The sequence below is a fragment of the Caballeronia sp. SEWSISQ10-4 2 genome, from assembly GCF_030464885.1.
Taxonomy (GTDB): Bacteria; Pseudomonadota; Gammaproteobacteria; order Burkholderiales; family Burkholderiaceae; genus Caballeronia.
In genome coordinates this window covers 15,610-29,509 of record NZ_JALPRJ010000029.1, presented here as the reverse complement: position 1 = coordinate 29,509, position 13,900 = coordinate 15,610, and the positions used below count along the sequence as shown (strand labels likewise).

The following is a 13,900-nucleotide window of genomic DNA, read 5'->3' as shown; positions in this document are numbered from 1 at the left end:
ACTACTTTGTTGGCCGGCAGCACGCAGCTGCCAGGCGAGTTAACCGCTCTGTGGCGGAATTCGGCTTTGTGAATTCGGCTGTGCGGCTGTGCTTTACGCCGCAGCTCGCTCAGGCTCGAGCGGGCTGCGCCGCAGTGCAATTCCATCTGCGTCGAACACGTGACATGCGGAAGGTGGAACATGAACGCGGATGCGCTCGCCCGAACCGACCAGCGTATCGCCTGGGGCTTTCGCGACGAGCGTGCCCGCCGCGTGATCCGCGTGAATGTAGCTGTGCTCGCCGAGCCGTTCCGATAGCACCGTGACGCACTGAATGGCCTGCCCTTCAACATCGAGACACAGATGTTCCGGTCGCACGCCGAGCGTGACTGGCTGACCGCGCTGCAGGTGCTGGCCGTCGACATAAGCGACCAGCCGTTCGCCGCTTTTCGCCAGCGTGACCGTTACACGGCCCGCGCCGATCGAATCGACGACGGCATCGACGAAATTCATTCTCGGCGAACCGATGAAGCCCGCAACAAACCGCGACTTCGGATGGTGATACAGATCGAGCGGTGCGCCGGTCTGCGCGATGCTTCCGAAACGCTCCGTATCCGCACCTTCGTGCAACAACACGATCCTGTCGGCGAGCGTCATCGCTTCGACCTGATCGTGGGTCACATAGACGACGCTCGCATTCGCAAAGCGCTGGTGCAGGCGAGCGATTTCGACACGCGTCTGTCCGCGCAGCGCGGCGTCGAGATTCGACAGCGGTTCATCGAACAGAAACACGCCCGGTTCGCGCACGATGGCCCGGCCGATCGCCACGCGCTGCCGCTGGCCGCCCGACAGTGCTTTTGGAAAGCGGTCGAGGAAGCTGTCCAACTGCAGAATGCGTGCGGCTTCACGCACCTTCCTGTCGATGACGTCCTTGGGCTGCTTCGCGATTTTCAGGCCGAACGCCATGTTGTCGAACACGGTCATGTGCGGAAACAACGCGTAGCTCTGGAACACCATCGCGACTCCGCGCCCGGCAGCGGGAACATCGTTCATGAAACGGCCGCCGATGTGCAGCTCGCCTTCGCTCAGGTCTTCGAGTCCGGCGATCATTCTGAGCAGGGTCGACTTGCCGCAACCCGATGGCCCTAGAAAAACGCAGAACTCATGCTGCGCGATATCGAGATTCACGCGCCGGATGACCGGCGGATGGTCACCGTACGACTTCTGCACGTTCGTAAGACGAATCGTCGCCATGCTGCCTCCCGGATTTAACCGCTTAAATTTTCAAAAAAAATAAACGACCAACCCTTGTGCCGCAGGCATTTAATCGCTTAAATTCGAGTTTCGCGGGAAAATTCATGGTGGGCGTCTCCGTTGTGTTTTCCAGAAGTTATCAACGTCGCCGACCGCTTGCAACATTTGAAGCGCATTCCCTGAATGTGGGATAAATAGAAAAATGGTCACCCTGTCCGAAGTTGCGAAGCGCGCGCACGTCACCGCCGCAACCGTTTCCAACGTTCTGCGCAATCGCGAAAAGGTCCGCCCGGAAACCGCTGACCGCGTGCTGAAGGCGATCGCCGATCTCGGCTACCGGCCCAATCTGAACGCGCGTGCGCTGGCCGAGGGCCGCTCGTCGACCTTGGCCTTGATGCTGTCGAACATCTCAAACCCGTTCTACCCCGAGTTCGTGTTGGCAGCCGAGCGCGCGGCGCGCAAAGCGGGTCACTTCCTGATGGTTTGCAATACTGACGATGATGCGGAGATCGGCCGTGCGTATCTGAACCAGATCGCAGGAACGCTGGCGGACGGTGTCCTCGTGATGAACACGGATATCGCCATCAACGACCTGTGCGCATCGGCCACGCACAACGCGCCGATCCTGCTCGCCATGTGGGAGCACCCGGAGACGCCGCCCGCGCTGCCTTGCATCGCCGTGGATTTTGCGCAGGCGGGCGCACTGGCCGCCGGGCATCTTCTCGAACTTGGCCACCGCGATATCGGCATGCTGATCGGTGACGGTTGCGGCGGCTTGCAGGATGCGCGTTCGAATGGATTTCGCGCGGCGATGCACAAGGCCGGGGTCGAAACAGACGCGGGCGCGGTGCTGCAAATACGCGACTCGATCGACGCCGGCTACGCCGCCTGCATGCAATTGATGGCAAACCGGCCGCATCTGACCGCCATTTTCGCGACCAACGACCTGCTTGCGATCGGCGCGGCGCAGGCTTTGATCACGCTTGGCCGCGCGGTGCCCGGCGACGTGTCGGTCATCGGTATTACCGACATCCAACTGGCGCATCAGGTGCATCCCGCGTTGACGACCGTCGCGATCCAGACCGCCGCCATCGCGGAGTTGTCAATCGATCGGCTTATCCGCCTGATCGAGGCGCCCTCACTGCAGCCGTCGATGGTCCTTGCTCCGCCGCCGCAACTCGTTGTGCGCGCATCGACGGGGCCACGGCGAGCGGGATGAGCTGGAGCTTTCAGACCACCGAACGTTAGCGGGCGACATCGGCAATGCTCGGGCTTGGGACGGTGTGAAACGGTGCGTTTGTGACTGCTTTATCGCTCGCTGGAAGCGGTCGTTCAACGGCGCACCGTCGATGTCTTTTGATGGCCGGTCTGCGCGTGTTGGCGATCGGCGGTAGGCGACCCGCTGCGGCCTTTCAACTTTCTACAGAACGGACATTCGCGGTCGGCAGACACAAAGTCGCAATGCCGAGTGAGTTAATCTCCGGTACTCGTGCAAGAAATGATGATGGGAGACTTCGGTCAACTTATCCATGAGAGGCGTCTCACAGCGCTTATCTATTATTCCTGGATCGGTGATCCGCCGTTCGATGTCTATCGCTGTGGCGCACTGACGGAAAGTGGCCGAGTGGCGATCGAGCCGATATCAACCCGTTGATTCGCAATGGCGAGATGTAAGTACGAAAGTTGGTCGCGAGAATCTAAAGCACGTGACATTTCTGCCACGCCCGCTCTCTGCAACAGTGCACTTTCACATAGTTAATCGCTCTCGATGGGAGGAGGCTCTATGGTGTGGAATTCGGCTCGAACAACTTTCTGCGGTCTCCTCGGATTATTGCTGCTGACGACAACCGCTCCAATCACGGCCCAGGCAGCGGTCCCGTCTTGTCCCGATTTCCCACCTGTCTTATCGCTCCATCTGGTCGGCATCTACACCGATGCAAGGCAATCCGTCCCCGACGCGGCGGCAGAAAAGAAGAACAGCGACCTGACCACCGGGGTCGACCAGTTCTTGCGCTCGATCGAACAGGCGCTCGACCGGCCTGACGTCCATCGCGGTGATCCTGCAGCGGATTGTGCCTTTGAGAACTTCAAGAAATGGGCCACAGCCGGTGCCCTGACCGTCGAACCGAAACCCTATAACCGGGACGGCACGGTGAAGCGCGGCGAGTATCAGATCGGTCTCAACATACTGGCACTGAAGTTCAAAGCGGCCGGATACACACTCGATCCGACGATCATCACCTGGCTGCGTACGCTGAATCACGAGAACATGGATTTCTATGAAAAGGCCAGCAATCGAGGCAATTTGCGCATCTGGTCGGCAGCGGCGGCTGCGCTCTTCTCTCTATTGCAACGAGACTCCCAGACGCTCGACTTCCAGGACCGAGTCTGGCACGAGGCCATGACGGCGATTCATGACGACGGCATGATCGACGCTGAGCTGGCGCGCGGCCAGAGGGCGCTCATCTATCATATGTTCTCATTTTCGGCGACGCTCATGCTGCGCGACGCGCGCGACGCGTTGGGTTATCGCGACTCGCCATCGGACACGGCAAAGCTCAAGTCACTGGCTGACATGATTGGGCGCGCGCTGTGCGATCCCCAGGTCCTTGCGGGTCCGGCCCAAGCCAAGCAGGAGATCCCTGGCGACTGGGGCTATCGGGTGCCGATCGGCTTCGGAGCGGATCTACTCGATGGGAATTGGTCCCGGTGTGGACGCCCGCGTGCCGGCTTGTCCGACCCGACCTCGGGCGGTGATACGCAACAAGCTGCCAGGATTCTGAAGCAATTGGCGCAAGCCGCGGCGCGTCCTGTGCCTTGACGACGCGCTTCAGTGCCACAGTGCAACTTTTACTGCCGGATACATTTTTCGACCGTCCGGATATCGATGAACACGGGACAGTCGCCCGCTCCGCCAATGCCCGAAAGCACCAGCCCAAGCTTCGCCGCATCAATTCACCCCGCCCGCGCCACGGCCTTAATAAACTCTTCCAATACCGGATTGACAACATCGGCCCGCCAGACAAACTCGACTGGATATGACAGGGTCAAGTCAGCATGATCCAGCAACACGACCTGACCCGGACAGCTATAGATGGACGCCTCGGGCACGATCGCGTATCCCATTCCGGCCGCCACCAGACCGAGAATAGTCGATACATCCCCCCCGATTGTCACAATCCGCGGCGAAAATCCTGCGAGCTGACACTGATGAATCAGGAAGTCGTAGTAAGCCGGCGCTACGTCCCTCTCGAACCACATGCAGGGCTCATCCTTGAGGTCGGCTAACCGTTTCGGCGCAACCGGCGGCGACTCTCCGTTGCCGCGCGGCATCGCGAGCTTGAGACGGCAATCGAACAGATGACATGCCAAGAAAGTCGGATCGCGCGGGTCGCGCCAGGCGAGAAAGCCGCCGTCAAGGCTACCGTCGGCAATCTTGACGAGCTGCTTCGCGGCCAACGCGGGTTCGAGCATGATCGTGACATCGGGATGAGAAAGCTTGAAGTCGTGAACCGGCTTGAGCGTAGCCGGATGCCAGCTGTAGTTCGGCGCAAGGCCGATCCTCAATGCGCCAGACTGGCCTCTCGCGATGCGTACGAATCGCTCGCACGCCGAATCCACGTCGTTCAGTACCCGCCTCGCATCGATTGAAAATTGCGCGCCCGCCGTGGTCAGTTGCACGCCCTTGGCGTTGCGATGAAACAGGTCGCTGCCCAGCTCCTCTTCAAGATCGCGGATTTGTCGGCTCAATGCAGGCTGGACGATGTGAAGTCGTCGCGCGGCCTCCGCCACGCTGCCGCAGTCCGCGACGGCGAGGAAATATCGAAAGTGTCGAAGTTCCATGTTTTATCTGGTTCGGCATGCCTATGCCTTAAAAGTATAGCTGCCATTTTTGAAGAGTATGGGTGCCGCCGCGTGCCTCGCGTTTAGTGTACTGACACGCATGACTACACGTGAGAAGACAAAATGGCGAGTTTCAAAGCGGTCGGTCATCGACCAGGCGTGATGACCGCGCCCAACCGTCGCGCGGTCGCGGCGGCATCGGTCGGTAATGTTCTCGAGATTTACGATTTCATCGCATACGGCATTTTCGCGGTCCCCATATCCAAGACGTTTTTCCCGGCAAGCTCCGATTTCGCCGCACTGATCCTGACGTTCATTACCTTTGCGGTAGGCTTCCTTGTACGCCCGGTTGGTGCACTCGTGCTTGGCCGATATGCGGATCGGGCCGGCCGCAAGAAGGCGCTAAGCCTCACCTTGCTGTTGATGGCGGCCGGCACAGTCGTCCCAGCCGTGTGTCCCTCGTTCGCGAGCATCGGCATTGCGGCGCCGCTTGTCATCGTGCTTGGCAGATTGATCCAGGGCTTTTCGGCAGGCGGCGAGATCGGCGGCACGGTCGCAATGCTGATCGAGAACGCGCCGTCGTCGCGTAAAGGACTGTTCGGCTCTTTCCAGCAGATGTCGCAAGGCGGCGGCACGCTGATAGCCGGACTCGTCGGACTGGCGCTGACGAGCATCTTCACACAACAGCAGATATTCGCTGGAGCGTGGCGTCTGGCTTTTGCCTTCGGTTTGCTCATCGGTCCGGTCGGCTGGTACATCCGGCGCTCTGTCAATGAAACACCAGTCTTCGAACAATCGCAGCGCCTGCCACGCCGAGCCTTGGTGCCGCAATTGTTCGAATACAAGGGCCGTGTGCTGACGGGCGTAGCGATCATGGTGTTCTGGACCATCGCAACTTATGTGTCGAATTACTTCACGACCTACGCGGTTCGCGAAGTACATCTGAGTCTTTTCGACAGTTACGTCGGACAGGTCAGCTATGGCATTGCGATGATGGTGATGTGTCCGGTCATCGGTCACTTGTCGGACCGGATCGGTGCCCGTACTCCCATGCTGTTCGGTGCAGCGCTTACGGCCGCGGCGGCCTACCCCCTCTTCATGCTGCTTTCGCAGTATCCCGGGCGCGCCACGCTGGTGTTGATCCAGGTAACCATTGCGATCCTGCTTGCCTGCTATGCCGCTTGCGCATCGACCGTGCTTGGCTCGGTCTTCCCGACGGAGTTTCGCGCAACCGGTGTCGGCTTTGCGTATGCAATCGGCGTGACGGTGTTCGGCGGCTTTACGCCGGTCGCGGTGACGACATTGATTGGCTTCACCGGCGACCGCCTTGTGATTGGGTATTACCTCGCGGCCGCGGCGTTGATCAGTTGCGTGCCAGTGCTGCTCATGACTAAAGGCAACGGCAGGCCGGAACCGGACACGGCCATGACACAACTCGAATAGTTGCATCGTCCAGTGACACGCTTCAAAACCAACCGGACCAGAGAATGATTTACGACGAATCAATTATCGCCTTCGAACCCGAACTCATCCGCATCAGGCGACACCTCCATGCAAACCCCGAACTTCGTTTCGAAGAACAGCAGACTTCCGACTACATCGCGAGCCTTCTCGGCGACTGGGACATACCGGTTGTTCGGGGCATCGGTGGACATGGGCTTGTCGGTGTTCTGCGTCACGGAAAGAGCAACCGCTCCGTCGGTTTGCGCGCCGACATGGACGCGCTGCCGATGCACGAAGCGAACACCTTCGGGCATGCATCGCGTCACGCGGGCAAGATGCACGCGTGCGGCCACGACGGACACACGGCGATGCTGCTCGGCGCCGCGCGTCATTTGGCGAAACATCGAGATTTCGACGGCGTCGTGAATTTCATCTTCCAGCCTGCTGAGGAAGGCGGCTGTGGCGCGCGCCTGATGATCGAGGACGGCCTTTTCGTTCGATGCCCGATGGACGCCGTCTTTGGCATTCACAACTGGCCAGGAATGCCGGTGGGGAACTTCGGTATCCGACCTGACGCGTTGATGGCGTCGAGCAACACCTTCGAAGTAACTATAGGCGGACGTGGTTCGCACGCCGGGCAGCCGCATCGGAGTGCGGACCCCGTCATGGTCGCGGTCCAGATCACGCAGGCCTGGCAGACGATCGTGTCGCGCAATGTCGATCCAAACGATTCGGCTGTGTTGTCGGTCACGCAAATTCACGCGGGTAGCGCAGTGAACGTGATCCCGGAGCACGCGATGCTCAACGGTACCGTGCGAAGTTTCAGCGTCGATGTGCTCGACATGATTGAAAGCCGCATGCGGACAATAGCGGAGGGCATCGCCTCAGCATTCGAGGTCGAACTCGTGTTCAGTTTCTCGCGCATCTATCCGCCACTCGTCAATCACGCGGCCGAAGCCGCCCTCGCCGGCAGCGTAATGCGCAACCTCGCCGGAGCCGCGAACGTCGACGAAAACGTGGAGCGCGCGATGACGTCGGAGGACTTTGCGTTCTACATGCTACACAAGCCAGGCGCCTATGCGTTCATTGGTAACGGCGATGGTTCGACGCGTTTGCCTGGGCAATCGGATGGCTTGTGTCAGTTGCACAGCACAAGCTATGACTTCAATGACGCGCTGCTGCCTCTCGGCATGTCGTACTGGATTGCGCTGACGCATGCCTACCTTGGAGATCAGAGTGCACCTGGATAACCAATCGCCCGGCGCCGCGGTGCGTGTCGTTCAAGCTTTTTCACCGTGTCCTTAGCAGCACGAAAAACGGCCGAACGACCCCGGTCAGCAGTTCACGGTCGGGATTGGTGCGGGCCAGAACCCGGAGGCCCAGGATGGTGCTCAGAGCGAGCCGCGCGATGTCGGCTGGAGGTTGCGAGGTAAGGATTGATCCGTCGCGCTGCCCGGCCGCGACACAGTCGCGGACACATTTTTCGATTTCATCAAAGACCTCAGTTACAACATCTCGGAAGTCTTGGTCGTGCGCCGCCACCTCCAACGCCGTGTTCACGACAAAACACCCCTTGTGAAGCATGTCGGCGAGCGCTTCTTCAACGGTTGCATCGAAGTACCGCTCCAATGCGCGTAAGGGCGGGTCATCGCCTCCGAAGATCGCCGAGCAGGTTTCGAGCGCCAGACGGATATACCGATCGAGCACGAGACGGTAGATGGCTCTCTTATCACCGAACGCATTGTAAAGGCTTGGCGTAGTCATTCCGGTGCGCTCGGCGAGGTCGCGCATCGATGTCGCCTCATAGCCGTTATTCCAGAAACGTTGCATTGCGGCTTCGAGCACCGTGTCTTCATCGAATTCCCTGGGCCTGGCCATCTGGATCCTTCGGTCAATGGTGAAAGTGGTGAGAGCGAATAACTCAAGGCCGCATTTTATCACGATCGTCACAAAAATCTGTTGCGCGTTTTCTGACGACCGTCATAAAATGCGTAGGAGCGATGCCGCGCAGCGAGTCGCCAATCCCCCCAACCAGAAACAAACCTGGAGTACGCAGATGAGCGAGCATGCCCATGTAGATGGAATTTATCCCTTCCCGGCTGTGATGCGGACGCGGACGATCGAAACCAACGGTACATCCATCCATGCGCGGGTCGGCGGTCATGATCCAGCGGTCGTCATGCTGCACAGCTTCGGCACCACGGGCGGCATGTGGGGTCATCTGGCGAGCGCACTCATAGAAGACCACATGACTAAGGAACCGAAGATGTCCGCAACCGTTTGGTCCACGTTTTCCCGTGGCTTCCGCCGAGTCGCGGCCGGCCTCGTCGCCAGCCTGGCGCTGGGAGTCCTTTCGGCGCACGCTGCGCCCACTCCCTTCCCGGCCGACTTCCGCAGCTCGCAGGTGGTGAACGCCGACGCGACGATCAACGTCCGCGTCGGCGGCCACGGGCCCGCGGTCGTGCTGATTCACGGCTTCGGCGAGACCGGCGACATGTGGTCGCCGTTGGCCGCCGCGCTCGAGAAGGACCACACCGTCGTCGTGCCCGACCTGCGCGGCATGGGCCTGTCATCGCACCCCACCGGCGGCTACGACAAGTGGACGCAGGCCGGCGACATCCGCGCCGTCCTCGACAAGCTCGGCATCGACCGCGCCGACATCGTGGGCCACGACATCGGCGTGATGGTCGCGTATGCCTACGCGGCGCGCTATCCGGACAAGACAAGCCGCCTAGTCGTGATAGATTCGCCGATACCCGGCATCCCGCCGTGGAACCAGATCGTGCGCATGCCCGCGTTGTGGCACTTCAACTTCGGCGGCCCGGACGCCGAGCGCCTGGTCGCCGGCCGCGAGCGCATCTACCTCGACCGCTTCTGGGACGAGTTCGCCGGCGACCCGTCGAAGATCGACGAAGCGACCCGCCGCCACTACGCCGCGATCTACGCCAGGCCCGGCGCGATGCATTCCGCGTTCGCCCAGTTCCTCGCGATCGACCAGAAGGACGAGGCCGACAACCTCAAGGCGATGCAGACGAAGCTGACGATTCCGGTGCTCGCCATCGGCGCCGAGAAGGCCTTCGGCGCCAACGTGGCGATCGTCATGCGCAACGCGGCGACGAACGTGCAGGAAGTCATCGTGCCGAACGCCGGCCACTGGCTGATGGAGGAAGCACCCGCGGCGACGATCGCCGCGGTGCAGAACTTCCTCGCAGCGCAGTAAGTCCGGCGGCCGCTCCTTCGCTCAGGTCACAGCCCCTTTCGGGGGGCTGTTCGTGACACCCCGCGAACGGGGGCGCACATCTAGTGCAGTGTTGCGTTCTGTTTGGAACTTAAGCGACTCTTCGCGCGAATGACCTTTTGCAGGATGTCGCGCGCGCTCCTGGAAGAGTGGAGCCTGTGATCTATCACAGGCTCCACCGGAGTTTGCGAACTTCGTGGCCAAGAACGGTCGATGGCGCCCGGTCGATTTGCTCGGCGGTGGCCATCGATGAAAGGTTGCCTTGGGCAAGCGTGAATGACGGGAAAGCTCGACGACGCGACTGACTTCATTCACGCAAGAAGGTCCGTTCTATGGGCAGAGCGGACCTTCGAACGTCCGCGTGAAGGCGTGCCTCAACGTAGAAGATGGCCGCTTTCTGCCTGATGCGCCCGGCCTGACACCTTCGACTGAGTTCAATCCGAAGCAGCCTTCCTAGGTCGCTATTTATTCACATGCTGAAAGAAGCGGTCGAGTTGAGTTTGATCTTACAGGTACCCAGCAGACCTCCACTCTGCCGATGTCCAAGTGTAGGAAAAAGCGCGCCGTAACTTGACCGGGCGCGAACTCCAGCCGCGCATCCCGATTGCCCCGGTATGTGTGTCAAATACAAGGGCCCCACGCATCCCATCTCAATCCCTCCAAGCCGGCCCCTCAGGAAAGTCATACTGATCGAGCGACGCCGCGTGCATTTCGATGCTGTAGCCGGGACGTTGCGGCGGCATATACCGGCCGTTTCGAATCACGACAGGATCGACAAAATGCTCATGCAGATGATCCACGTACTCGAGCACCCGGTTCTCCAGCGACGCCGACACGCAGATATAGTCGAACAGTGAAATGTGCTGGACGTACTCGCATAAACCGACGCCGCCCGCGTGCGGGCACACGGGTACACCGAATTTCGCCGCCATCAGCAGGACGACGATCACCTCGTTCAGACCGCCCAAGCGGCAGCTATCGACCTGACAGAAATCGATTGCCTGCGCCTGCAGCAACTGCTTGAACATCACGCGGTTATGACAGTGCTCGCCCGTGGCTACGCCAATCGGTCGAATCCGCTGGCGGATGGCCGCATGACCGAGAATATCGTCGGGACTCGTGGGTTCCTCGATCCACCACGGATCGAATTGCGCCAGGCGCCGCATGTTCGCGACTGCTTCATCGACATCCCACACCTGGTTCGCATCCATCATCAGCTTGCGGTTTTCACCGATTTCTTCACGCAGGATGCGGGCCCGGCGCATATCTTCTTCGAGATTGCCGCCCACCTTCTGCTTGAAGTGCGTCCAGCCTTGCGCGACGCCTTCACGGGCGAGCCGGCGGATCTTGTCGTCGTCATAGCCGAGCCAGCCGGCTGACGTCGTGTAGGCCGGATAGCCCTGCGCCAGCATCTCCTTTTCGCGCTCGCCCCTGGTCTTTGCATGGCGGTGCAGCATGGCGATGGCTTCCTGCGGCGTGATCGCATCGGTCACATAGCGAAAGTCGAGGCAGCGCACGAGCTCTTCCGGACTCATGTCGACGAGCAGCTTCCACACCGGCTTGCCTTCCGCTTTGGCCCACAGGTCCCAGGCCGCGTTCACGACAGCCGCCGTCGCCAGATGAATGGCCCCCTTGTCCGGGCCGATCCAGCGCAACTGGCTGTCCGACGTCAGCGCGCGCCAGAAAGCGCCCATGTTCGCAGCGATATCCTCGAGCGTCTTGCCGACGACCAGCGGGGCAAGTGCCTGTACCGCACTCACGCAGATCTCGTTGCCGCGCCCAATGGTAAATGTGAGGCCATGGCCTGTGAGCGTCTCCGGCGAATCGGTTTCGAGCGTCACGTAGGTGGCGGAGTAATCCGGCGCGGCGTTCATCGCATCGGAGCCGTCGAGTGAACGCGAGGTCGGAAACCGAATGTCCCGGACAGACAGCTTTGTGATCGTGGGCATCTGAACACTCTCCTGGGCGACAGTTATCGCCTTCCAATAAGCAAAGAGGGCCGTGGCGTCAAAAGGCGCCGCGACCCTTCCTCTTTCGTCGCGCCCTAGCGGCGACCGTCAGTCATAGAGCACGGCAGCGATCTTGGGATCGTTCATATTGCTCTTGTCATACCAGTAGAAGCCCGTGTCGACTTTCTTCGGCAGCTTCTCGCCCTTCAGCGCCTTCACCGCGGAGTCGACGACGCATTTGCCGATACCGACCGGGTTCTGCGTGATAGCGCCGACCATCAGCCCCGAATTGATGTCCTCCTTTTGCTCCTTGCCGGAGTCGTAGCCAATCAGGACGAGCTTCTTGCCCGATTCCTTGACGCCGATCGCCGCACCTTCCGCCGAGCCTTCATTCGCGCCGAAAATGCCCTTGAGATTGGGATTGGCCTGGATCATCGTCTTGGCGATTTCCGCCGACTTCAGATGGTCGCCGCCTCCATACTGGACCGAGACAATCTTGACGTTCGCATGCTTCGTCTTCATCTCATTGAGGAAGCCGTCGCGGCGATCGATGCCGGTGCGGCTGGTCTGGTCGTGCACGATCACGCCGACCTCACCGGAATCGCCGATCGCCTCGGCCATCTTGTCGGCGGCGAGCGCGGCCGCGGCGATGTTGTCCGTCGCGCACGTCGTCAGCGCAATGTCGCTGTCGACGCCGGAGTCGAAAGCGATGACCGGTATTTTGGCGGCCTGCGCCCGCTTCAACAGGGGAATGGCCGCTTTGCTGTCGAGCGCAGCGATGCCGAGCGCCTGGGGCTTCTTGGCGAGCGCGGCCGAGAGCATGTCGATCTGCTTGTCGACCATGGCCTCGGTTTCCGGACCCTCGAAGGAGATCCTGACCTTATGCTCCTTTGCCGACTGTTCTGCGCCGGCTTTGACGGCCTGCCAGAACTGGTGCTGAAAGCCTTTCGATATGAGCGGAATGTAGGCTTCGTCCGCGCGCGCAAGACTCGTCCCGCCAATGAGCGCGCCAACGCCGACCACGACACCGATTAGTCTTCTTTTCAACATGGTGGTTCTCCTCCTAAGGTGGGCCATTAACCTTCAGCCGTTGTGGGAGCCTTTGGCGCTCCCTTTCTTGATCTTGTCCTGCGCAGCGTCGACTTTCGTCAGCTTTCGTCAGCCTTTCTTGCGCCGCAAAATATCGGCATAGACCGCGAGAATGATGATGAGACCCGTCACCACGATCTGCCATTCCTGAGCGACGGACATGATGCGCAGGCCGTTGGTCAGCACGCTCATGATGAAGGCGCCGATGATCGTGCCCAGGATCGTGCCCGAACCGCCGCTGAGCGAGGTTCCGCCGATGACCACGGCGGCGATCGCTTCGAGTTCGTAACCCTGGCCCAGCGCCGGCTGGGCCGAATTCAGGCGCGAGGCAATGAGCAGCCCTGCGACGCCGCAAATTGCCCCGCTCAGGCCATAAATGGCGATCTTCCACCTGTCGACATTCACGCCGGAAAGCCGCACGGCTTCTTCGTTGCTGCCGAGCGCAAAGGTGTAGCGGCCAAGCGCCGTGCGATTCAGCGTGATCGAACTCACGATCGCAAGGAAAAACAGGATCAGGACCGCGTTCGGAATAGGAAGGCTCGGCAGTACATAGCCGATCAAGGAATCCTGAGAGATCCGGTAGAAGTTTTCGGTGTCGGTGAAATAGATCGGCTTGTCGGCCGAGACGACGAGCGACAACCCTTTCAGCAGAAGCATCATTCCCAAGGTGGCAATGAACGGCGGTATTTTCATCTTCGCCGTGAGGGTTCCCGAAATGGTCCCGCAGATCGCGCCCGTCCCGATCGCAGCAACCACGCCGATCCACATCGGCAAATGCCAATAGGTCAGAAACACGCCGCAAATGACCGCCGTGAAGGTCATCAACGTGCCAACGGACAAATCAATGCCTCCTGTGACGATGACGAACGTGCAGGCGATCGCCAGAACGCCGTTGACCGCCGTCGCCTGCAGAATCCCGAGAATATTGTCCGTCTGCATGAAAGCGGGCGAGGCGAAGCTGAAAAAAACCAGCAGCAGGACCAGGCTCCCGAAGGCGAGCAGCTTTTGCAGAGCGGTCGGCGTAAAGAGGCGAGCTCTCAAGCCGGACAACCGTCCCCCATTGGCCAGCGCCGAAGCATCCGATGGCAGTGTCATAAAACGGACC

At 60.4% G+C, this 13,900-nt stretch carries 11 protein-coding genes; 5 read left to right on the top strand and 6 right to left on the bottom strand.

What is annotated here, in order from left to right:
* Positions 1–93 precede the first annotated feature (93 nt).
* Positions 94–1,233, bottom strand: coding sequence for an ABC transporter ATP-binding protein (locus tag M0D69_RS20350; protein WP_301783750.1), 1,140 nt, complete (start codon positions 1,231–1,233; stop codon positions 94–96).
* Between the two features lie 202 nt (positions 1,234–1,435).
* On the opposite strand from M0D69_RS20350, the gene M0D69_RS20345 reads away from it, so the two are divergent.
* Positions 1,436–2,452, top strand: a complete 1,017-nt coding sequence (locus tag M0D69_RS20345; protein WP_301783749.1) for a LacI family DNA-binding transcriptional regulator — start codon at positions 1,436–1,438, stop codon at positions 2,450–2,452.
* A 564-nt stretch (positions 2,453–3,016) separates the two neighbouring features.
* The gene (locus tag M0D69_RS20340; protein ID WP_301783748.1) at positions 3,017–4,054 is read left to right on the top strand and encodes an alginate lyase family protein; all 1,038 of its coding nucleotides are present in this window, start codon (positions 3,017–3,019) and stop codon (positions 4,052–4,054) included.
* 134 nt (positions 4,055–4,188) lie between these two features.
* Here M0D69_RS20340 and M0D69_RS20335 read toward each other — a convergent pair whose 3' ends face one another.
* Positions 4,189–5,076 (bottom strand): LysR family transcriptional regulator, encoded by an 888-nt coding sequence (locus tag M0D69_RS20335; RefSeq protein WP_301783747.1) that lies wholly within the window; start codon positions 5,074–5,076, stop codon positions 4,189–4,191.
* Between the two features lie 123 nt (positions 5,077–5,199).
* On the opposite strand from M0D69_RS20335, the gene M0D69_RS20330 reads away from it, so the two are divergent.
* Positions 5,200–6,519: an MFS transporter gene (locus M0D69_RS20330; protein ID WP_301783746.1), complete on the top strand. Its 1,320-nt coding sequence runs from the start codon at positions 5,200–5,202 to the stop codon at positions 6,517–6,519.
* 44 nt (positions 6,520–6,563) lie between these two features.
* Positions 6,564–7,769, top strand: a complete 1,206-nt coding sequence (locus M0D69_RS20325; protein ID WP_301783745.1) for a M20 aminoacylase family protein — start codon at positions 6,564–6,566, stop codon at positions 7,767–7,769.
* 40 nt (positions 7,770–7,809) lie between these two features.
* Here M0D69_RS20325 and M0D69_RS20320 read toward each other — a convergent pair whose 3' ends face one another.
* Positions 7,810–8,397 carry a TetR/AcrR family transcriptional regulator gene (locus M0D69_RS20320; protein ID WP_301783744.1) on the bottom strand — a complete coding sequence of 196 codons (588 nt, stop codon included), beginning with the start codon at positions 8,395–8,397 and terminating at the stop codon, positions 7,810–7,812.
* Between the two features lie 388 nt (positions 8,398–8,785).
* On the opposite strand from M0D69_RS20320, the gene M0D69_RS20315 reads away from it, so the two are divergent.
* Positions 8,786–9,739 carry an alpha/beta fold hydrolase gene (locus M0D69_RS20315; RefSeq protein ID WP_301783815.1) on the top strand — a complete coding sequence of 318 codons (954 nt, stop codon included), beginning with the start codon at positions 8,786–8,788 and terminating at the stop codon, positions 9,737–9,739.
* A gap of 668 nt (positions 9,740–10,407) precedes the next feature.
* Here M0D69_RS20315 and M0D69_RS20310 read toward each other — a convergent pair.
* From M0D69_RS20310 to M0D69_RS20300, 3 genes are all read right to left on the bottom strand, one after another.
* The gene (locus tag M0D69_RS20310; protein ID WP_301783743.1) at positions 10,408–11,706 is read right to left on the bottom strand and encodes an L-fuconate dehydratase; all 1,299 of its coding nucleotides are present in this window, start codon (positions 11,704–11,706) and stop codon (positions 10,408–10,410) included.
* 108 nt (positions 11,707–11,814) lie between these two features.
* Positions 11,815–12,756 carry an ABC transporter substrate-binding protein gene (locus M0D69_RS20305; RefSeq protein ID WP_301783742.1) on the bottom strand — a complete coding sequence of 314 codons (942 nt, stop codon included), beginning with the start codon at positions 12,754–12,756 and terminating at the stop codon, positions 11,815–11,817.
* 108 nt (positions 12,757–12,864) lie between these two features.
* Positions 12,865–13,890 carry an ABC transporter permease gene (locus M0D69_RS20300; protein ID WP_301783741.1) on the bottom strand — a complete coding sequence of 342 codons (1,026 nt, stop codon included), beginning with the start codon at positions 13,888–13,890 and terminating at the stop codon, positions 12,865–12,867.
* Between the last annotated feature and the right edge of the window lie 10 nt (positions 13,891–13,900).